General features: G+C 70.3%; 16 protein-coding genes. 9 read left to right on the plus strand and 7 right to left on the minus strand.

Annotation, left to right across the window (positions count from 1 at the left end):
• Positions 1 to 104 precede the first annotated feature (104 nt).
• Positions 105 to 761 carry a phosphatase PAP2 family protein gene (locus BCF44_RS48330; protein WP_116181320.1) on the minus strand — a complete coding sequence of 219 codons (657 nt, stop codon included), beginning with the start codon at positions 759 to 761 and terminating at the stop codon, positions 105 to 107.
• A 35-nt stretch (positions 762 to 796) separates the two neighbouring features.
• Here BCF44_RS48330 and BCF44_RS48335 point away from each other — a divergent pair, with 35 nt between their 5' ends.
• Positions 797 to 1,537 (plus strand): thioesterase II family protein, encoded by a 741-nt coding sequence (locus tag BCF44_RS48335; RefSeq protein WP_246016252.1) that lies wholly within the window; start codon positions 797 to 799, stop codon positions 1,535 to 1,537.
• Positions 1,538 to 1,694: 157 nt separating this feature from the next.
• Here BCF44_RS48335 and BCF44_RS48340 read toward each other — a convergent pair whose 3' ends face one another.
• Positions 1,695 to 2,054: a helix-turn-helix domain-containing protein gene (locus BCF44_RS48340; protein ID WP_116181349.1), complete on the minus strand. Its 360-nt coding sequence runs from the start codon at positions 2,052 to 2,054 to the stop codon at positions 1,695 to 1,697.
• A gap of 55 nt (positions 2,055 to 2,109) precedes the next feature.
• The gene (locus BCF44_RS48345) at positions 2,110 to 2,739 is read right to left on the minus strand and encodes a TetR/AcrR family transcriptional regulator (protein ID WP_116181321.1); all 630 of its coding nucleotides are present in this window, start codon (positions 2,737 to 2,739) and stop codon (positions 2,110 to 2,112) included.
• 761 nt (positions 2,740 to 3,500) lie between these two features.
• Here BCF44_RS48345 and BCF44_RS48350 point away from each other — a divergent pair.
• The 8 genes from BCF44_RS48350 (at position 3,501) to BCF44_RS48385 (ending at position 17,358) form a co-directional block, all read left to right on the plus strand.
• Positions 3,501 to 4,916, plus strand: coding sequence for a family 2B encapsulin nanocompartment shell protein (locus BCF44_RS48350; protein WP_116181322.1), 1,416 nt, complete (start codon positions 3,501 to 3,503; stop codon positions 4,914 to 4,916).
• 131 nt (positions 4,917 to 5,047) lie between these two features.
• Complete coding sequence (locus BCF44_RS48355) at positions 5,048 to 6,439, plus strand: family 2B encapsulin nanocompartment shell protein (RefSeq protein WP_246016253.1); 1,392 nt, start codon at positions 5,048 to 5,050, stop codon at positions 6,437 to 6,439.
• The gene (locus BCF44_RS48360; RefSeq protein WP_116181323.1) at positions 6,439 to 8,604 is read left to right on the plus strand and encodes a terpene synthase family protein; all 2,166 of its coding nucleotides are present in this window, start codon (positions 6,439 to 6,441) and stop codon (positions 8,602 to 8,604) included. Before BCF44_RS48355 ends, BCF44_RS48360 begins: the two co-directional genes overlap by 1 nt.
• A gap of 14 nt (positions 8,605 to 8,618) precedes the next feature.
• Entirely contained in the window at positions 8,619 to 9,659 is a 1,041-nt protein-coding gene (locus tag BCF44_RS48365; protein WP_246016254.1) for a family 2 encapsulin nanocompartment cargo protein polyprenyl transferase, read from the plus strand.
• 149 nt (positions 9,660 to 9,808) lie between these two features.
• A complete protein-coding gene (locus BCF44_RS48370; protein ID WP_147328952.1) occupies positions 9,809 to 12,733 on the plus strand; it encodes a S8 family serine peptidase in 2,925 nt (974 codons plus the stop codon).
• 33 nt (positions 12,734 to 12,766) lie between these two features.
• Positions 12,767 to 15,544: an AfsR/SARP family transcriptional regulator gene (locus BCF44_RS48375; RefSeq protein ID WP_116181325.1), complete on the plus strand. Its 2,778-nt coding sequence runs from the start codon at positions 12,767 to 12,769 to the stop codon at positions 15,542 to 15,544.
• A 24-nt stretch (positions 15,545 to 15,568) separates the two neighbouring features.
• Positions 15,569 to 16,804: an FAD-dependent monooxygenase gene (locus tag BCF44_RS48380; protein ID WP_116181326.1), complete on the plus strand. Its 1,236-nt coding sequence runs from the start codon at positions 15,569 to 15,571 to the stop codon at positions 16,802 to 16,804.
• A gap of 41 nt (positions 16,805 to 16,845) precedes the next feature.
• Positions 16,846 to 17,358 (plus strand): DinB family protein, encoded by a 513-nt coding sequence (locus tag BCF44_RS48385; protein ID WP_116181327.1) that lies wholly within the window; start codon positions 16,846 to 16,848, stop codon positions 17,356 to 17,358.
• A 43-nt stretch (positions 17,359 to 17,401) separates the two neighbouring features.
• On the opposite strand, the gene BCF44_RS48390 is transcribed toward BCF44_RS48385, so the two are convergent.
• Genes BCF44_RS48390 through BCF44_RS48405 form a run of 4 tightly spaced genes read right to left on the minus strand, consistent with a single transcriptional unit; the run spans position 17,402 to position 20,854 of the window.
• Positions 17,402 to 18,655 carry an FAD-dependent monooxygenase gene (locus BCF44_RS48390; protein WP_116181328.1) on the minus strand — a complete coding sequence of 418 codons (1,254 nt, stop codon included), beginning with the start codon at positions 18,653 to 18,655 and terminating at the stop codon, positions 17,402 to 17,404.
• Positions 18,652 to 19,236, minus strand: a complete 585-nt coding sequence (locus tag BCF44_RS48395; RefSeq protein ID WP_116181329.1) for a TetR/AcrR family transcriptional regulator — start codon at positions 19,234 to 19,236, stop codon at positions 18,652 to 18,654. The genes BCF44_RS48390 and BCF44_RS48395 overlap by 4 nt, the downstream gene beginning before the upstream one ends.
• A 32-nt stretch (positions 19,237 to 19,268) precedes the next feature.
• Positions 19,269 to 20,441 (minus strand): RNA polymerase sigma factor, encoded by a 1,173-nt coding sequence (locus BCF44_RS48400; protein WP_116181330.1) that lies wholly within the window; start codon positions 20,439 to 20,441, stop codon positions 19,269 to 19,271.
• Positions 20,438 to 20,854 carry a YciI family protein gene (locus BCF44_RS48405; RefSeq protein ID WP_116181331.1) on the minus strand — a complete coding sequence of 139 codons (417 nt, stop codon included), beginning with the start codon at positions 20,852 to 20,854 and terminating at the stop codon, positions 20,438 to 20,440. Before BCF44_RS48405 ends, BCF44_RS48400 begins: the two co-directional genes overlap by 4 nt.
• Between the last annotated feature and the right edge of the window lie 258 nt (positions 20,855 to 21,112).

Raw genomic sequence — 21,112 nt, forward strand, 5'->3', positions numbered from 1 at the left:
CGCTCATCCTATGGTCAAGGATTTTCGCGATGGCATGCGGCGGTGTAAATACCTGCCCAGATGCAACTTCCGGCAAGTCCCGGCATTCCGCCGTTCGGCGGGTGTCAGACCTGCGCCGACGCGCCCACGGGGTGCCGCGTGACCGTTCCCGTGACTCCGTCCAGCCCCAGCGCCACGAGCGTGACGATGCCGACCGACAGGCACAAACCGGCGACCGTGTCGGTGGAGTAGTGGAAGCCGTCGACGATCAGCGCCAGCATCACGATGCCGGACACGGCCGCCAGCAGCACGCCCAGTGCCACGCGCAGCGCAAGGGTCAGGCCGGTCGCGCCGAGCAGGATCACCCCGAGCGCCGCGCATTCCGACACCGTGCCGACAGTGTGCCCGCTCGGGTACGACAACAGCGTGGAGTTGTAGCGCCGCCCCACCAGTGGCTTCAGCACGACCTCGGTGATCAGGATCGACGCCAGCGGCCCGAGCGCGGCCAGCGCCGCGATGTCGAACCGGCGGCGCAGTACCGCCGTCACGACCACGACCGCCAGCACGGTCGCCACCACCGCCAGGTCGGCGACGTGCAACAGGTCGTACAGCAGCAGGCGGTCCCGGCCGAAGACCGTGAACAGCCGGTCGTCCACGGCGTCGTCGAAGGCGCCGGCGCGGCGCTCCCCGTGATACAGCGCCGCCCCCACGGCGACGACGACGGCGCAGACCACGACGAGGCCGACGGCGGGTCGGCGCGCCTGGGGCGGCAGCAGGCTCACCGGTCAAGGCTACGGAACGCCGGTAGGTTGCTCATGTGAGCACGGGAGCCAAGATCTTGGTCCGGCCGCGGCCGCGGCCCCAGGCGAGCCGGGTGCTGGTGTGCCTCGGCTACAGCGGCGGCGGCACCGCCCCGTTCCGGTCGTGGGCGACGCAGTTGCCGGACGACATGGAACTGGTGCTGGTCTGCTACCCCGGTCGGGAGAGCCGGTTCTCCGAGCCGTTCGCCACCGAGTGGGATCCGCTCTGCGACGAGGTGGTCGACGCCGTCGTCACGGAGGTCGCGACCAGGCCGTACGTCCTGTTCGGGCACAGCATGGGTGCGGTGATGGCGTTCGAGGTGGCGGCCCGCGCCGAGCGCCGCGGCCACGGGCCGACGGCGCTGACGGTGTCGGCCAGCGAGGCGCCGACCGACTGGCCGGTGCCCGGCCACGAGCCCAACCTCGGGCAGACCGACGACGAGCTGCTGCACTGGATGAGCACCGTCGGCCAGCTGCCGCAGGCGCTGCTCGACGAGCCGGAGCTGGTGCAGATGGCGGTCGCGCTGCTGCGTGCCGACCTCACGGTCAGCGCCAGCTACCGGTACCGGCCGGGCACCACGGTGCGGGCGCCGCTCCAGATCGTCTACGGCGTGGACGACGGCGACGACTCCGCCGGCAACGCCAAGCGGTGGATGGGACTCGGCGAGGGGTCGGTGCGGGTGGACGAGCTGCCGGGCGGCCACTTCTACACGCCGGAGATCTGGTCGGCCTTCCCGAGTCGAATCGCTTCGCTTTAAGTTCGTTTACAAAGTGAACATTTCCTGAACCTGCAACTACTTGAAAATAGAACTAGGCGGGCCACTGGCTGTGGCCCGCCTAGTCGCTTCTCGGGAACCTAGTCGGCACGGCGGGGGTTCGCGCCACTGTCGTCCCGGTCGGCGGTGTCGACCCGATCTACCGCCCCACCGGCGGCACGCCGCCGGCGATCAGGTCCGCGTACGGCTGCGTCGGCCTCGACGCGACGCGCACCAGCTGGCCGTCGGCCTTGGACCGCTCGACCGAGCTGCTGTGCTCCCGATACGCGTTGTACAGCGCCCCGCCCGAGTGCAACGCCTTCTCTGCGTGAAAGGCGAAGTCCCGGGACGGCGGCTTGGCCCCACTCTCCACTTTGGACACGTATGAGCGGTCATAGCCCATCCGTCGTGCGAGTGTGGTCCTCGACAGCCCGCGCAGCGTCCGCCAACGCTTGAGTTCTCCAGCGAAGACGTTCGCGGCGGCCTCGGCATCATCAGCCGGGAATTGGCCAGTCGCCATTGTCACCTCCCCAGATTTGACCGTGGAGGCCCGACAGTACTCCCTGAGCAACTGCTCAGTATACAGTTTCGCGAAGTCCATCCGATCGTCGTGCGGCCGGTCGGGGGACCGCCCTTGACCGGTGGTGGACAATCACCGCCGCGGCCGTCTGGAACAGCAGGTTGGCGGCCTCGTCGTCGCGGGCGGGATCGCCGCTGGTGATCCACTCCAGCACCGAGTTGAGCACAAGATCGGTCACGCCCCGGGCCAGCCAGGCCCGCAGCTGCGGATCCTTGACGGAGTCGGCGAGCGTCTGCTCGGCCACCTGCACGGTCTGCGCGACGAGCGCCTGGGCGTACTCGGCGAAGACCGGCTCCCGGACCGCGTGTCGGAACAGGAGCGTGAAGCCGGCCGGGTCGCGCCGGGCGGCGGCCAGCAGCGCGCGCAGGCCGACCTCGGTGTCGTAGCCGAACTGGGAGCTGTCGACCAGCCGCTGCCAGGTGGTGTCCAGCGCGGCGGTGTAGATGTCCTTCTTGGTGGCGTAGTGCCGATACAAGATGATCTTGGTGACACCGGCCTCCGCGGCGACGTCGTCCATCGACGTGCCGTTGTAGCCGCCACGGGCGAACGCCCGGGCCGCGGCCGCCACGATGCTCGCGGCCCGTTCCTGGCGCGGCATCAGCCGCCGGCCGCCGACGTCCCGCATCCGCTGTGCCCCCGTCCGCCTTCGAGGCACCGACGTTACCCGGTGCACGTGGATGATCGCGAAGAGCTAGCGCGTGTCGGGGCATGGATCGGTGGGTGGACGCGCAGGATCCGGTCAGATGTCCCGTTTTGTCATCGGCCGCGGCGAAAATGCGGCCACCCAATCGTGGCGTTCGCGGTTATCCCGTGAATGGTGTGATTGCTTTTATGGCCAATCGCGACTTCCGGTCAGAAAAATCGGCGCGATCTGGTGACGTTGGGTGAGCGGCTGGTCACGTGTGGCTTTGTGACGCGACAAGCATCGTCCCGGCGCGCGGCGTGACGGTCCGCCACTCGAACGGCCGAATGTCGCGTCGACCTCGGCAGATTTTGTCTCTTTGGAGTGGTTCGCGAGACATCGGATGATCCGACACGTCCGTCGTCCTACCGCAATGGTGAACGAGGGTCGGCGGGGAAAGAGAACCCGAATGGCGGCGCGACGCCACCTCGCTGTCCTATTGCCGCGCGGTGCCGAGGTGAAATCGGTCGGCGATGCTACCGACGGTGGATGGTAGCTAGCCGAGTTGGGTGAACAAAAGACCAAACTTCCGGCCCTGCAATGGTCACCCGCTCGGGCGACTGTACGTCCGCTGAACGGCGGTGCTAGTTTCGCTCCTGTCGGCATCCAAATCGGCCTGCGATTAATTCGCCTTCGTCCCGTGCGGGTCGAACGCGCTTTTCTTTTCTATTCCTCTTAGTCGATCTGGTGAGGAGTTGTCCGTCGTGACGGAGACATTGGAGCCGGGAGCAGGAGTTGAGCAAGGGCAGTCCCAGCTGAGTCTGGGCACCGCCGCCGCGCGGAACCTGTCCACCACGACCAAGTCCGTCCCGCAGATGCAGGGCATCACCTCGCGCTGGCTGCTGCGCGTGCTGCCCTGGACGCAGGTCAACGGCGGTGTCTACCGGGTCAACCGGCGCCTGAGCTACACCGTCGGCGACGGCCGCATCGAGTTCACCAACACCGGGGCCGACGTCCGAGTGATCCCCGCCGAGCTGGGCGAGCTCCCGTTGCTGCGTGGCTTCGAGGAGATGGACGTCCTGGAGGCGCTGGCCGGCCGGTTCAGCCAGCACGAGTACGCGCCCGGCGACGTGATCGCCGAGGCCGGCAGCGGCTCGGACCGCGTCTACCTGATCGCGCACGGCAAGATCAACAAGATCGGCGCCGGCAAGTACGGCGACGAGTCGGTGCTCGGCACGCTGGCCGACGGCGACTACTTCGGCGTCGAGGCACTGGTGGATCCCGACGCCAACTGGGACTTCACGGCCAAGGCCGTCACCAGCGCCACCGTGCTCTCGCTGACCCGCGCCGACTTCCAGTCGTTGTGCGACCAGTCCACCGAGCTGCGCGAGCAGGTGGTGTTGTTCCAGGCCAACGCCGCGCTCGGCAGCAACGACAGCGGCGAGGCCGCGATCAGCGTCGCCTCCGGCCACACCGGCGAGCCCGACCTGCCCGGCACGTTCGTCGACTACGACGCCTCGCCGCGCGAGTACGAGCTGAGCGTCGCGCAGACCGTGCTGCGGGTGCACACCCGCGTCGCCGATCTCTACAACCAGCCGATGAACCAGACCGAGCAGCAGTTGCGCCTGACCATCGAGGCGCTGCGCGAACGTCAGGAGCACGAGCTGGTCAACAGCCGCGACTTCGGCCTGCTGCACAACGCCGACTTCAGCCAGCGCATCCACACCCGCACCGGCGCGCCCACCCCGGACGACATGGACGACCTGCTGGCCACGGTGTGGAAGGAGCCCACGGTCTTCCTGGCCCACCCGCGCACGATCGCCGCGTTCGGCCAGGAGTGCACGAAGGCCGGCATCTACCCGGGCAACACCGACTTCGGCGGGCACCAGATGCCGTCCTGGCGCGGCGTGCCGATCCTGCCGTGCAACAAGATCCCGATCACCGAGCAGCGGACCAGCTCGATCATCCTGATGCGCACCGGCGACGAGCACAACCAGGGCGTCGTCGGCCTGCACCAGACCGGCCTGCCCGACGAGTACCAGCCGGGTCTGTCCGTGCGGTTCATGAACATCAACGAGAAGGCGATCATCTCCTACCTGGTCAGCGCCTACTACTCGTGCGCCGTGATGGTGCCGGACGCGCTGGGCATTCTCGAGGACGTCCAGCTCGGCGCGAACTGACTCACCCGACCGCAGGCCCGACCGGACCGGACGGGCACCGAAGTGCCCGCACGCCGCCGAGGACGACCCCTCGGCGGCGTGCGGGCCACCGACCCATCGCACAAGCGCGTTCGTGATTGGAGCACCACGTCGTGACCGAGACCCTGGACCCGGCCGCCACCCGATTGAGCCTTGGCACAGCGGCCGCCCGGCAGCTGGCCACGACGACCAAGTCCGCCCCGCAGATGCAGTCGATCTCGCCGCGCTACCTGCTGCGCATGCTGCCGTGGGTGGAGGCGAAGGGCGCCACCTACCGCGTGAACCGTCGGCTCACCTACGCCGTCGGCGACGGCCGCGTCGCCTTCACCAGCACCGGCGACGCCGTGCGGATCATCCCGGAGACGCTCACGGAACTCCCGCTGTACCGGGGTTTCGAGGACACCGAGGTGCTGCACGCCATCGCGGATCGGTTGGTGCAGCGGGAGTTCTCCGCCGGCGACACCATCGTGGCCGCCGGCGACCCGAGCGAGGCGGGCTTCCTGATCGCCTACGGCCGGGCGGAGATGGTCGGCGTCGGCAAGTACGGCGACGAGGCGCGGCTGGGCAGCCTCGCCGAGGGCGAGTACTTCGGCCAGCAGATGATGGAGGAGTCGCCGGGGCCGTGGCAGTACACGGTGCGCGCGGCCACGCGGTGCATCGTGCTGACCATGTCCCGCGACCAGCTCGGCCCGTTGCTGGCCGGGTCGGAGTCGTTGCGGGCGCACGTGGAGCGCCTGCGCGCCGGCACCGCGCTGGCCCAGAACAAGCACGGCGAGGCGGCGATCGAGCTGACCTCCGGCAGGTCCGGCGAGTACACGCTGCCCGGCACCTTCGTGGACTACGACCTGTCGCCGCGCCAGTACGAACTGGCCGTGGCGCAGACGATGCTGCGCATCCACACCCGCGTCGCCGACCTCTACAACGGTCCGCACGACCAGGTGCAGGAGCAGATCCGGCTCACCGTCGAGGCGCTGCGCGAGTGCCAGGAGAACGACATGCTCAACAACCCGGAGTTCGGGCTGCTGCACAACGTCGACCTCAAGCAGCGGGTGCTGCCGCGCAGCGGCCCGCCCACCCCGGACGACATGGACGAGCTGGTCTCCCGCCGCCGCAAGACCAAGTTCTTCCTGGCCCACCCCAGGGCGATCGCCGCCTTCGGCCGGGAGCTCACCGCGCGCCGGATCTACCCGTCGCCGGTGCTGGTGGACGGCCGGCCGATGCAGTCCTGGCGCGGGGTGCCGATCCTGCCGTGCGACAAGATCCCGATCGACCCGGACACCAACACCACGTCCATCCTGGCCATGCGCACCGGCGAGGACGACAACGGCGTGATCGGCCTGCACCAGACCGGCATCCCCGACGAGCGCGAGCCGGGCCTGTCCGTGCGCTTCACCGGCATCAACGACAAGGCGATCCTGTCCTACCTGATCAGCACCTACTACTCCTGCGCGGTGCTGGTGCCCGATGCCCTGGGCGTGTTGGAAGACGTCGAACTGGGGAACTGATGCCGCAGCCGTTCGAACTGCCCGAGTTCTACCTGGTCCACCCGGCCCGGCTGAACCCGAACCTGGAGGAGGCGCGCGTCCACACCCGCAAGTGGGCGCGCGACTTCGACATGCTCGACACGCCGGCGTTCGAGGGCGGCGAGATCATCTGGTCCGAGGCCGAGCTGGACGCGATGGACTACGCGCTGCTGTGCGCGTACACCCATCCCGAGTGCTCGGCCGAGCTGCTCAACCTGATCACCGACTGGTACGTCTGGGTGTTCTTCTTCGACGACCACTTCCTGGAGCTCTACAAGAAGCCCAAGGACATCAAGGGAGCGAAGAAGTACCTGGACGGGCTGCGGGCGTTCATGCCGCTGCACGGGGAGATCACCGCCACGCCGACCAACCCGGTCGAGGCCGGCCTGACCGACCTGTGGCGGCGCACCATCCCGATGATGTCCCAGGAGTGGAAGGTCCGCTTCATCGAGAGCACGCTCAACCTGCTCGTCGAGTGCATGTGGGAGATCGTCAACATCGACGAGGGCCGGGTGGCCAACCCGATCGACTACATCGAGATGCGCCGCAAGGTCGGCGGCGCGCCGTGGTCGGCCAACCTGGTCGAGGTCGCGGTGGGCGCCGAGGTGCCGGACGCGATCGCCCGCACCCGGCCGTTACGCGTGCTGCGCGACACCTTCGCCGACGGCGTGCACCTGCGCAACGACGTCTTCTCCTACCAGCGCGAGGTGGAGGAGGAGGGCGAGAACGCCAACATGATCCTGGTGCTGGAGACGGCGCTGGGCTGCACGACGCAGGAGGCCGCGGAGGCCACCAACGACCTGATCACCTCCCGTATGCAGCAGTTCGAGCACACCGTGTTCACCGAGCTGCCGATCCTGTTCGACCAGCACGGATTGCGGCCGGACGAGCGGATGGCGGCGCTGGTCTACGCCCGCGGTTTGCAGGACTGGCAGTCGGGCGGGCACGAGTGGCACATGCGCTCCAGCCGGTACATGAACGCCAATGCCGACAGGTCCGGCTGGGTCCCCGGCGGCCCGACCGGTCTCGGCACGCTCGGCGCGCGGTTCGGCTTTCCCGAGCGGCTCAAGCGTTACGGCCACGTGCCGCACGCGGTCGGCCCGACCTCGTTGCCCGAGTTCACCATGCCGTTCAAGGTGCGGCGGAACCCGTTGCTGGACAACGCCCGCCGCAACTCTGTCGACTGGGCCCGGGCGATGGGCATGACCGCCGAGGGCGTGTGGACCGACCGGCAGCTGGCCGGCTACGACTTCGCGCTCTGCGCCGCCGGCCTGCACCCGGACGCCGGCCAGGAGGAACTGGACCTCGGCGCCCAGTGGGCGCTCTGGGGCACCTACGCCGACGACCTGTTCCCGATGATGTTCTTCCACACCAGGGACCTCGTCGGCCCGCGGGCGTTCGTGGCCCGCAGCCTGGAGTTCCTGCCGCTGGACTGCGCGGCCGGTCCGGCGCCGGCGAACGCGTACGAGCGAGGCCTGGCCGACCTGTGGCGGCGCAGCGCGCTGCCGCTGGCCGACGAGGACCGCGCCCGGTTCCGGCGGACCCTGGAGCGGATGCTCGAGGCGTTCGTCTGGGAGGCCGATCACCACCAGCAGAACCGGATCCCGGATCCGGTGGACTACATCGAGATGCGCCGCGACATCTGGGGCTCGCTGCCGACCATGAGCCTGCGCCGGACCGGGATCGTCCCGGCGGAGTTCTTCGCCACCAGCCAGGTGCGCGGCCTCGAGTGCTCGGCGATGGACCAGGCGTGCTTCGTCAACGACATCTTCTCGTACCAGAAGGAGATCGAGTTCGACGGCGAGCTGATGAACATGGTGCTGGTCGTGGAGAACTTCCTCGGCTGCGGCAAGGACCAGGCCGTCGCCGTGGTCAACGACCTGATCACAGCGCGGATCGAGCAGTTCGTCCGCACCCGCGACCACGAGATTCCCACGCTGTGCGAGGAGTTCGGCTTCACCGCCGCGCAGCGCAAGGCCGTGGACGGCTACGTCCGCGCGCTGGAGGACTGGATGGCCGCGATCCTCGACTGGCACCGCACGACCGCCCGCTACCGAACCGCCGAGCTGGTCCGGTCCCGCGGCGGCCACGGCTTCGCGTTGCCCAGCGGCTTCGGCACCTCCGCCGTGCGGATGTTCGCCTCCTGAGCTCCTGAGAGGGAGTGGTTCCCATCGATGTCATCTCGCAGCCCCGCTCCGCCGCCGACGTCCTGGCGTGGAGCCGTGGCGTGGTCGACCCGGCGATGCGCGCGGCCGTGGACACGCTGCCCGCCGCCATGCGCCGGGTCGCCGGCTACCACTTCGGGTGGTGGGACGCCGACGGCACGCCCCGTGAGGGCGACGCCGGCAAGGCGATCCGGCCCACGCTGGCCGTGCTGTGCGCCGAGGCGGTCGGCGGGTCGGCGGTGGACGCCGTGCCCGCGGCCGTCGCGGTGGAGATGGTGCACAACTTCTCGCTGCTGCACGACGACGTGATGGACCGGGACGTGAGCCGCCGTCACCGACCGACCGCCTGGACGGTCTTCGGTGTCAGCGCGGCGATCCTGGCCGGCGACGCGCTGCTCACGCTGGCGTACGACGTCCTGGCCGTCAGCGGGCACGCGCGGGCGCAGGAAGCGATGCGGATGGTCAGCTCCGCCGTGCAGGACCTCGTCGAGGGACAGTGCGAGGACGTGTCCTTCGAGGACCGGTCCGATGTGGACCTGTCGGAATGTCTGACCATGGCGGGGGAGAAGACCGGCGCGCTGCTGGCCTGTTCCACCGCAGTCGGCGCGCTGTTCGGTGGCGGCGCGGCGGACCAGGTCGAGCACATGCGGGTGTTCGGCGAGCACCTGGGGCTGGCGTTCCAGCTGGTGGACGATCTCCTCGGCATCTGGGGAGATCCGCAGGTGACCGGCAAGCCCGTGCACTCGGATCTGGTCAGCCGCAAGAAGTCCCTGCCCGTGGTCGCCGCCCTGACCGCCGGTGTGCCGGCCGCGGACGAACTCGCGCTGTTGTACGGGCGGCCGACCGAGCTGTCCGATGTGGAGCTCGCCCGGGCCGCCGAACTGGTGGAACTGGCCGGCGGGCGGTCCTGGACCCAGCGGGAGTCCATCGACCAGTTGGACCTCGCGCTGGCCGAGTTGTCGCTGGCCGCGCCCGTCGACCGGGCGGCCGCGGAGCTGACCGCGCTGGCCCGGTTGGTGACCCGCCGCGACCGCTGAGGTGGGCACACCTTAGCCCTGGCCGGGCGCGGTAACCAGCCGCCGTTGGTCGGGCGGGCAGTGGACGTTCGTCGGTTGTTTTGTCCTGGCGGTCAGGATTTGACTGGCCGGTGACGATCATCCGGCGACGACTGCCCGAGGTGGGGACCGTGCACAGATCTCGCCTGCTCACCGTGGCGACGACCCTGACCATGAGTGCCGCGCTGGCGATGCTGGGCAGCGGCCCGGCGACCGCGGCCCCGACGGCGCCCGCGCCCGCCGGCGCCGACTCCGGCGGCCCGGTGATCGTGGTGCTGAACAACCAGCACACCGACCTCAAGCTGCGGAATTCCGCGCGGGCCGACACCACCCGATCCGACCAGCAGTCGGTCGTATCGGACATCGAGGCCAATGGCGGCGCCGACGTCACACAGTTGGTGAGTGTGAACGCTGTGGCCGCCACCGTGTCCGCGGCCGAGGTGAGCCGCTTACGCGCCAATCCGGCCGTGCGCGAGGTCGTGCCGGACGAGCAGATGACGATCGACGCGGTGGCGCAGGTGCCGCACGAGCCGCCGGCCAAGCTGAGCTCCAAGCTGTGTCCCAGCGACCCGGCCAAGCCCTTCCTCGAGCCGGAGGCGTTGTCGGTCACCCGAACCGAGACCGACCGCCCCGGCGACGACCGGCAGGCGTCCAAGGTCGCCACCGGCAAGGGCGTGATCGTCGCCATCGACGGCATGAACCAGCTGGCCGGCAACCCCAACTTCGTCCGGCCGGACGGCTCGCACGTGGTGATCGACGCGCCGAACCCGGCCGAGGACGACAGCGACGGCGAGTACTACGGCGACGCGTCCTCGGTCGCCGGCCAGGGGCTCGTCACGTACGACTACAGCAAGGAACTGCCGTTCTCCGGCCTGCCGGCCGGCTGCACGTTCCGGATCAAGGGCCTCGCCCCCGACGCCTCGCTGGTCGACTCGTCGCAGATCGACATCCCGAACCAGCGGGAATCCCAGGTCGTGGCCGGCATCGACCACGCCGTGGTCACCGAGCACGCCGACATCATCTCCGAGTCGTACGGCTACACCCAGCGCCCCGGCCGGTATTCGGTGTTCTACGCGGCCAACGACGCCGCCGTCGCGGCCGGCGTGACCGTGGTGGTTTCCTCCGGCGACAGCGGCGTCTCCGGGACCGTGTCGTCGCCGGCCACCGACCCGCTCGTGATCGCCGTCGGCGGCACCAACACGTTGCGCATGGTCAGCCAGGCCTACGGCTACGACTCGTGGATCAACAACGACATCACGCCGCTCTCCTCCGGTGGCACCGCGCCCAACAACCGGGTCGTGGACCTGGTCGCGCCCGGCTACGGCGGCATGGCCGCGTGCAGCCCGGTCGGCTCGGACTGCCCCACCAACACGCTCACCGAGGCGTTCGGCGGGACCAGCCAGGCCTGCCCGCTGGTGGCCGCCGCGGCCGCCGACGTGATCGAGGCGTACGCCGACACCCACAGCGGCGCGAAGCCCAGTCCCGCGCTGATCAAGGAGATCCTCACCGGCACCGCCAAGGACGTCGGTGCGCCCGCTGACCAGCAGGGCGCCGGCCTGCTCGACGTGTACGCCGCCGTGCGCGCCGCCCAGCAGCAGCCCGGTAGCACCGTGGCGGCCCCGGAGGCCCCGGCCCTCGTGCCGTCACCGTCCCAATTGGACATTGCTGCCAATGCCGGTGCGAGCGCGCAGACCGTGAACCTGTACAACGCCAGCAGCACGCCGACCACCGTCACCGGCACGTACCGGGAGCTCGGCGCCGGCAAGCAGTTCGGGGCCACCGTCACCGAGCCCGTCAGCGCGCCCGACCCCAGCCTGCCCGTGCCGGCGTACGGGGCCACCGCCGCGTCGCCGATCGCGTTCACGGTGCCCGCCGGGCTCGACCGACTCACCGCCGACATGATCATCCCCGATCCAGCCAACGGCACCATCCTGTCGTTCACGCTCGTCGACCCCAAGGGCCGGTTGAGCCAGATCTCCTACGACTACGGCACTCCGCCGTCCGGCAGCGCGAAGTTCGGCACCGTGTCCAACATCCAGCACGTCGAGGTGGCCGCGCCGACGCCCGGCGCCTGGACCGCGAAGATCCTCTGGGCCAACGGTCGCGCGCACCTCCAGTCGCCGCCCAACGTGCCCGGCAGCTACCGGGGCGACATCTCCTTCCGCACCACCGGCCAGCACTACGTGACCAAGCCCGCTACCGGTCCGGTGACTATTCCGGCCCACTCCAGCGTTTCCGTGCCGCTGACCGTGACCATGCCGGCCGCGCCCGGCGACCACCCCGAGTCGGTGCAGTTCGTCGCCACCAACGGCGCCCGCACCTCGCTGCCCGTGCAGCGCCGCACCCTGATCCCGTCCGCCGGCGGGTCGTTCACCACCACCATCACCAGCTCCGTCGGGCGGCAGGTCGGTCAGATCAGCACGTTCAACCTCGACGTGCCGGCCGGCAAGAAGGATCTCGACGTCACCTTCCACACCGCCGACGCCAGCCCCGACAACGCCTTCGTGTACTACCTCATCGATCCCGACGGCAAGGTCGTCACCACCGACGCCACGCCCACCACCACCGTGCAGGGCGTCGGCAGCGACCAGCCCGTAGCGCTGGCGTCGCTCGTCACCGCCAACCCGAAGCCCGGCCGGTGGGAGATCGACGTCATGCTCCGGCTCACCACCAGTGGCAAGGAGTTCACCCAGGAGGTGCACGGCACCGTCGGCTACGACCGCTCCGACGCCGTCGCCTACAACCTGCCCGCCGTCGGCAGCACCGTCGCCGCCAAGTCGTCCCGGCCGCTGTACTTCCGGGTCACCAACACCACCGGCGTCGGCCGCACCTTCCGTCTCTCCGGTAGCGCTGGCGACATCACCGGCGGCGCTCCCGTCTATCTCGCCGCCGGCACCACCGCGTTGTTCACGGCCACGCTGTCGCCGGTGGCCGCTGCCGGCACGGCGGTGACCGGCGTGGTGAACGTGCTCAGCAACACCAGCGTCGCCGGCGGTTCGCAGACGCTGGCCGCGCTGCCGTACAGCTACACCGTGGGCACCTCCGTCAATCCCTGAGCTGGACCGACCCGCGCCCGGCAGAATGGCCGGGTGCGGATCGGTGTGCTCGGCGCGGTCGAGCTGTGGGGGCCCGACGGAAGCCCGGTGAGCGTCGGCGGCCAGCGGCCGCGGGCGCTGCTGGCGGCGCTGGCGTTGAGCGTGGGCCGGCCGGTGCCGACCGAGCAGTTGGTGGACGCGGTGTACGGCGAGGAGCCGCCCGGCAACGCCCAGCACGCGTTGCAGTCGCAGGTGTCGAGAATCCGGGCCCTGCTGCCGACGGGCAGCCTGGCCAAGCACCCGGTCGGCTACGTGCTGACGATCGACCCGGACGAGGTGGACGCGCACCGGTTCGAGCGGCTGGCGGCGGAGGGCCGGCAGCTGCTGGCGCTGGGTGATCACGGAGGAGCCCGGAAGGCGCTGACGGAGGCGCTGGAGCTGTGGCGGGGCCCGGCACCGACGGTGCGGCTGGACGACCTGCGGCTGGCGGCGATCGAGGACCGTGTGGAGACGGACCTGGCGCTGGGGCGGCCGGACGTGGCGGAGCTGCGCCAGCTGACGAAAGAGAACCCGTACCGGGAAAGGCTGCGCGGCCAGCTGATGCGGGCACTGGCGGCGGACGGCCGGCAGGCGGAGGCGCTGGCGAGCTTCGACGACGCCCGCCGCACGCTGGCGGACGAGTTCGGCGCGGACCCATCGGCGGAGCTGGCGGACGCCCACCTGGCGGTGCTGCGCGGCGCGAACCCGATGCGGCCGGTGCCGGCCCAGCTGACGAGCTTCGTCGGACGGGACAACGAGATCCGGCACGTGAAAGACGCGCTGCAAACCTCGAGACTGGTGACGATCATCGGCCCGGGTGGCGCGGGCAAGACCCGGCTGGCGGTCGAGTCGGCGCGGCGGGTGAGCGAGGTGTGCTTCGTCGAGCTGGCGGTAGTCGGTGACGGCGAGCGGGTGCCGCAGGCGGTGATCGGCGCGCTCGGCCTCCGCGACGCCGGCCTGTTCGCGGGCGGCGAGGCGCCGGATCCGGTGGCACGGCTGGTTTCCGGCCTCACCGACCGGCGGATTCTGTTGTTGCTGGACAACTGCGAGCACGTCGTCGACGGCGTCGCCCGCTTGGCCCGGCACCTGTTGGGGGCCTGTGCGGGGCTGAGGATCCTGGCCACCAGCCGGGAAGCCCTTGGGGTGACAGGGGAATCGCTCTGCCCGCTACCGCCGCTGCCGGCCCCGGACACGATCCGCCTGTTCGAGGAGCGGGCGAAGGCGGTCCGCCCGGGCTACCACCTCGACGCGGACACGGTCGGGCGCATCTGCGCGGCGGTGGACGGCCTGCCGCTGGGCATCGAACTCGCGGCGGCGCGGCTCCGGTCGTTCGAACTGGACGAGGTGGAGAGCCGGCTCCGGCAGCTCTCGCACGGCGACCGCACGGCCGAGCCCCGGCACCAGACGTTGCGCGCGGTGGTGGCCTGGAGCTGGGACCTGCTGGCCGAGGACGAGCGCGCGATGGCCGCGAGGCTGTCGGTTTTCGCCGGCGGGGCAAGGCTTTCCGCCGCCGAGGAGGTATGCGGCCTGCCGGCGGACGTGCTGGCCGGCCTGGTCGACAAGTCGCTGGTGGAGGTCAGCGCGGGCCGCTACCGCATGCTGGAGACGGTCCGCGCGTTCTGCGCCGAGCAGCTCGGCGACGACACCGAGCGGGTCCGCCGCCGGCACGCCGAGTACTTCCTCCGCCTGGCCGAGGACGCCGAGCCACGCCTGCGCACCGGCGAGCAGCTGGCGTGGATGGCCAGGCTGACCGCGGAGCACGCCAACCTGATGTCGGCGCTGCGCTGGGCGGTGGACTCGGATCGGGCGAGCGCGCTCCGGCTGGCGGCGAACACCACCTGGTACCTCTACCTGCGGGGTCTGCGCAGTGAGGGCATGCCGCTGGTGGTCGAGCTGATGTCGGTGCTGGGCAAGGAGGTCCCGGCCGGCCTCGGCGAGGAGTACGCGATCTGCGCGATCAGCGCCAACATGCACCTGGACCGCATCGAGGACGTGATGCGGGAACCCGGCCGCAAGCTCCGGTTCCCGTACCTGGTGATGCTGTGGGCGGCGATCGGCACCGCCGAGGTGATCACCATGGAGCTCTTCGACGACGATCCGTGGTCGCTGGCGTTCATCCAGACCGCGGAGGGCCTGCGCACGCTCTCCTTCGGCGACCTCGCCGCCTCACGCGCGGCCTTCGGGCAGGCGCTGACGTCGTTCCGCGAGGTCGGCGACCGGTGGGGGATCGCAAACGTGCTCGACCAGCTCGCCGGGATCGAGACGCTGGAGGGCAATCCGGCGGCGGCGCTGACGCTGCTCGACGAGGCGATCGACGTCATCGGCCAGCTCGGCGACGCCGAGGACGCCGCCGAGCTGCGCTGCCGGCGGGCCGACAACCTGCTGCGCGTCGGGGACGTCGCCGGCGCGCGGGCGATCTACGCGCAGGTGGCCGAGCGCGGCACGCCGCCGACGCTGGCCGCCGCGCACCGGGGCCTGGGCGAGATCGCCCGGCTGGCCGGCGACCTCGCCGCGGCCCGTGAGCTGCACGAGAGGGCGCTCACCGAGTACGAGCCGGGCCCGGTGATCGCCGCCGAGATCCGGCCGCGGATCCTGTGCGGGCTGGGCCTCATCGCCGCCGCGCAGGGCGACGCCGAGCTGGCCCGTGAGCGCTTCGAGCAGGCCCGTGAGGAGGCCCTGACCAGGTACAACCTGCCCGCGGCGGCGTTCGCCGAGCAGGGCCTGTCCGACGGCGAACTGACCTGGGAGCAGGCCCTTCACCGCCTCCGTGAGCGCTTCGTGAGCAACTGGTGAATCGCCGGCCGCAGAGTCTGCGGCATGACGAAGAACATCCTGATCTCCGGAGCCAGCATCGCCGGCCCCGCCCTCGCCTACTGGCTGCGTGAGCACGGCTACGACGTCACCGTCGTGGAGCGCGCGCCCGCCCCGCGCCCCGGCGGCTACAAGATCGACGTCCGCGGCAAGGCCATGGAGGTGCTGCGGCGGATGGGCCTGGTCGACGAGGTCCGCAGGCACCACACCGACATGCGCGGCGGCGCGTTCCTCGACGGCAAGGGCCGTACCATCGTCGAGATGGACGCCGATACCGTCGGCTTCCGCGACCCGACCGACGTCGAGGTGCTGCGCGGCGACCTGGCCCGCATCCTGCTCGCCGCCACCCAGGGCGTCGAGTACGTCTACGGCGACTCGATCACCGCGATCACCGAGGACGACCACGGCGTCGCCGTGACGTTCGAGCGGTCCCTGCCGCGCCGGTTCGACCTCGTGATCGGCGCCGACGGCCTGCACTCCACGGTCCGCGCGCTGGCCTTCGGCCCGGAGGAGCGGTTCCTGCGCTCGCTCGGCCACCACATCGCCATCTTCAGCGTGCCCAACATGCTCGATCTGGACCGCTGGGAGACCATCCAGGCGGAGAAGGGCCGCACCCTCAACGTCTACAGCACCCGGCAGGACAGCCAGGCCAAGGCCGCCTTCATGTTCACCTCGCCGGCTCAGCAGTACGGGCGCCGCGACACCGCCCGCCAGCAGCAGATCCTGGCCGAGGTCTTCGCCGAGCACGGCTGGATCGCGCCGAACCTGCTGGCCGCCATGCCGGACGCGCCCGACTTCTACTTCGACGGCATGAGCGTGGTGGAGATGGAGCACTGGTCCACCGGCCGGGTCGCGCTGGTCGGCGACGCCGCCTACTCGCCGTCGCCGGCGTCCGGCCAGGGCACGAGCCTGGCGCTGGTCGGGGCGTACGTGCTGGCCGGCGAGCTGGCGGCCGCCAAGGGTGACCACATGGCGGCCTTCGTGGCGTACGAGGAGCGAATGCGCCATTTCGTCACCGTCAACCAGGCGCAGTCCAAGAACATCAAGCGAATGGTCGCCGGCTCCGGTCTCATGCTCCGGCTCAACGCCCTGATGATGCGGCTGATGCCCTACATGCCGGGCGCCGCGAAGATCATGGACAAGGTCCTCGCCGAGATCCGCGAGGTCTCCAACGCCATCGATCTGCCCGACTACGAAAGTCGCCCGGGATCGAGGACCGAAGCTGTCCGCAATGGCTCCTAGTGTGGTCCTCAACAGGGAAGACACCACGAAAGGCGGCGGAGATGACCACCACCGAGCAGCGGCTGACCGGCGAGCACGCGGAGATGCTGGAGACCCTGGGCAAGCACCGGTTCTTCCTGCGCCTCACCGTCCAGGGCCTGACCGACGAGCAGGCCGCGCTCACGCCGACCGCCAGCGAGCTCTGCCTCGGCGGCCTGATCAAGCACGTCACCAAGGCCGAGCTGGGCTGGATCGACTTCGCGCTCGGCGGCCCCGAGACCGACAAGGGCCCCGACTACGAGGGGCACCTGAACAGCTTCCGGATGCTGCCCGGCGAGACCCTTGAAGGCCTGCTCGCCGAGTACGAGGCCGCCGCCAGGCGCACCGACGAGCTGGTGGCATCGGGCGTCGACCTGAACAAGAGCTGGCCGCTGCCGGAGGCGCCGTGGTTCGAGCCGGGCGCGAGCTGGTCGATCCGCCGCGTGCTGATGCACATCATCGCCGAGACCGCCCAGCACGCGGGTCACGCGGACATCATCCGCGAGACCATCGACGGCCAGAAGTCCATGGGCTGACAGGGTTGTGGGGGTCTCGACGAGCGACGAGACCCCCAACCCCTCAGCTCAGATACGTCTTCACCGACAGGTCGTCGTCCGGACCGCCGACCGCGCCGACGTAGCCGTCGGGGCGGACCAGCACCCGCACGCCGTCGATCGTCAGCAGGGTGAAGTCCTTGTGCCGCAACTCGTCCTGCCAAGGCGCGCGGTAGCCCGCCTTCGGGCCGTCCCAGTCGACGAGGTTGCGCGACAGCGGGCTGTCCGGGTAGCCGAGGCCCAGCTGGCGGTGCTCGGGGCTCGTGCCGGCCTCGATGCCGCCGGTGCCCTCCCGGACGGCCGTGGCGATCTTCTCCAGGCCGTCCGAACTGGTGCTCAGCGTCCACTCCGCGATCGGCAGCCGCTCCTGCTCGTACGTGTCGAGCAGGGCGTCGCCGGCCTCGCCGCTGATCACCGCGGCGAGCTTCCAGCCCAGGTTGTAGGCGTCCTGGATGCCGGTGTTCATGCCGAGGCCGCCGGCCGGCGGGTGCACGTGCGCGGCGTCACCGGCCAGGAAAACGTTGCCCACGCGGAACTTCCGCACCATCCGGACGTTCACGTGGTAGGTCGACAGCCAGGTCGGGTTGCTCAGTCGAACGCCCGGCAGCCCCACCATCTTGTCGAACAGCCGCTGGAACACCTCCAGCGACGGCTCTTCCGTCATCTCGTCCAGCGCCGCGATCTGCACCTGCCACTGCGGGACCGTGCGGAACGGCGTGAGCGCGTAGAAACCGTTGCCGATCCACATGTGTCCGGTCGAGGGGTCGAGGCCGTCCACCTCGACGTCGCCGAGAAGCATCGCGGTGTCGCCGCCGCCGGACACGCCCTCCAGCTGCACGCCGAGCAGCTTGCGGACCGTGCTGCGGCCGCCGTCGCAGCCGACGATGTAGTCGGCGTCGATCCCGCCCTGGCTGGTCGTGCCGTCGAGGTCGAGCAGTTCGGTGTCCAGCTCCACCTTCACGCCGTGCTCGGCCAGCTTGTCCCGCAACGCCTCCTCGACCTTCCACTGTGGAATGATCAGCGCGTTGCCGTCCACGTCGTTGCGGTACTCGCCGTTGACGTACAGCCGCATCATCGAGTGCCGCCCGGCCGCCAGGATCTCGTCCCGGATCCCGAAGTCCGCGAACACCTCCAGGGTGCGGTCCTGGATGCCCTTGCCGCGCGAGCCCTGGAAGTACGCCGGCGCCTTGTCGATCACCCGCACCGGCACGTCGCGCCGAGCCAGGTCCAACGCCATGGCCAGGCCCGTCGGGCCAGCCCCCACAACCAACACCGTCATTTCGCTCCCCCTGTCAGTCCGTCCATCAAGAGCGCGAGCAGTTGCTCGCGCAGTCCGTCCATGCCCCGCTCGGCCAGCAGCGACGGGAACCGCCCCGCCATGTTCGGCGCGGCCATCACCACCGCGAGCACCGTCGCGTACAGCACGTCGAAGTCCACGTCGCGGCGGAAGACGCCCGTCTCGACGCCGCGTTCGTGCAGCTCCCGCAGGTCGGCCGGCAGTGCGTCGGTGGTCAGCGGCTCCCGCGCCGAATAGCCGCCGATGCCTTCCTGCAACGCCAGCGCCACGATCAACGGCCGGTTGTGCACGAGGTCGAAGAGCGTCGAGAACGCCTGCCGCATGCCTTCGTACGGCGCCAGCCCGCGGACCTCGGCCAGGGCGTCGCGCCAGGCCTTGGTCATGCCGCCGAACTCGTGCTCGACAACCGCCTTGAACAGGCCTTCCTTGCTGCCGAAGTGGTGGTAGATCATCCGCTCGTTCACGCCCGAGCGCTGCACGATCTCCCTGATCCGCGTCCCCTTCAGCCCGCTGAGCGCGAACTCCTCGGCGGCGGCTTGCAGCAACACGGCCCGGCTGTCCATGCAGTAAATGTTTACTGCACCCGCGTCGCCTGTCAAGCGAGTCGGTCGGCCCGGGCGTTGAGATAGCGCTGTTGGGGCAGGCTCATCGCCCGCCGGGCCGCCTCGTGATAGGCCGTTCGCGCGCCGTCGCGGTCGCCGGACATCTCCAGCAGGTGGGCGCGAACCGAGTGCAGGCGGTGGTCGTCGGCGAGGCGGTCGTCCAGCAGGGCCAGGGCCTTGGTCGGCCCGTCGACCATCGCGACGGCGACGACGTGGTTCAGCGCCACCACGGGGTTGTCGGAGATCCGGAGCAGCAGTTCGTACAGGCCGACGATCTGCGGCCAGTCCGTTTCGGCATAGCTGGGAGCCTCGTCATGCACTGCCGCGATGGCCGCCTGGAGCTGGTACGGCCCGGGCGGCCCCTGTTCCAGCGCCTTGGTCACCAGCCGCGCGCCCTCGGCGATGTCATTGGCGCGCCACAGGTTCCGGTCCTGCTCGGCCATCGGCACCAGCTCGCCGTTCGGGCCCGTACGAGCCGGCCGGCGGGCGTCGGTGAGCAGCATCAAGGCCAGCAGGCCGGCGACCTCCGGGTCGTCGGGGCGCAGCCGGCGCACCATGCGGGTCAGCCGGATCGCCTCGGCGGCCAGCTCGACCCGGTGCAGCGACGGGCCGGCGGTGCTCGCGTAGCCCTCGTTGAAGATCAGGTACAGCACGCGCAGCACCACCGGCAGCCGATCCTCGGCCGGCAGTCCGAACGGCACGCCGCTGGCCCTGACGGTCTGCTTGGCCCGGCTGATCCGCCGCGTCATCGTCGCCTCGGGCACCAGGAACGCCCGCGCGATCTCGGCGGTGGTCAGGCCGCCGACCGCCCGTAGCGTCAAGGCGATCTGCGACGGCGGCGACAGACTCGGGTGGCAGCACAGGAAAAGCAGCACCAGCGAGTCGTCGTCGGCCGGCGCCGGCGTGTAGTGCTCGGGCAGCACCCAGGTGCTTTCCCTTTGCTGGCGGGCACTTTCGCTGCGCAGCAGGTCGGTGAGCCGGCGCGACGCCACCGTGATCAGCCACGCCTTGGGGTTGTCCGGCCTGTCAACCGACCACTGCTGGGTCGCCGCGAGCAGCGCCTCCTGCACCGCGTCCTCGGCGGCGTCGAAGTGGCCGTAGCGGCGGACCACGGCGGCGAGAACCTGCGGCGCCAGCTCCCGCAGGTCCGCAAAGCCGCTGGTCACAGGTCCATCTCGTGCCGGCTCTCCGCGATCGGCCGGATGTCGATCACGGCGTCGGCGTAGTCCGCGGGGCCGGGCACCTGCATCAGGCGGGTGGCGATCGCGGTGGCGCGGTCGTAGCTGTCGCACTCGACCACCCAGTAGCCGGCCAGCACCTCCTGCGTCTCGGCGTACGGGCCGTCGGTGGCGACGATCTCGCCGTTGCGCAGATGCACGCGGCGCGCGTGCACCGGCGCGGTCAGGCCGCGGGTCTCCACCAGCTCGCCGGACTCGGCCAGGTCGGCGTTCAGCTGCTCCATGTACTTGCCCATGGCCTCGAAGTCCTGCGGGGTCCACTGCGGCGCGCCGTCGGCGGGCCGACCGGCCATCGCGTCGTAGTCGCGCTGCGAGCCGTAGGCGAGGATCAGGTATTTCACGGTGCCGCTCCTTCTCGTAGGGGCCTGTCACCCGAGACGTCGGCGCCGCATGCCGAGTCCGGACATCCTCCCGCAGAAGTTCCCTGTCGGCGATATCTGCCCAGGTCAGCGACTATTTAAACGTACGTACTATACAAACGTGTGGGACGTGTGTATGGTTTGCGGCATGACACACGCCACGCAAACCCCCCACCTCGCCGGACGACGCGAATGGATCGGCCTGGCCGTCCTCGTCCTCCCACTGCTCCTGGTCTCCAT

This window comes from Kutzneria buriramensis (assembly GCF_003387475.1).
In the GTDB taxonomy this organism is placed as follows: Bacteria; Actinomycetota; Actinomycetes; order Mycobacteriales; family Pseudonocardiaceae; genus Kutzneria; species Kutzneria buriramensis.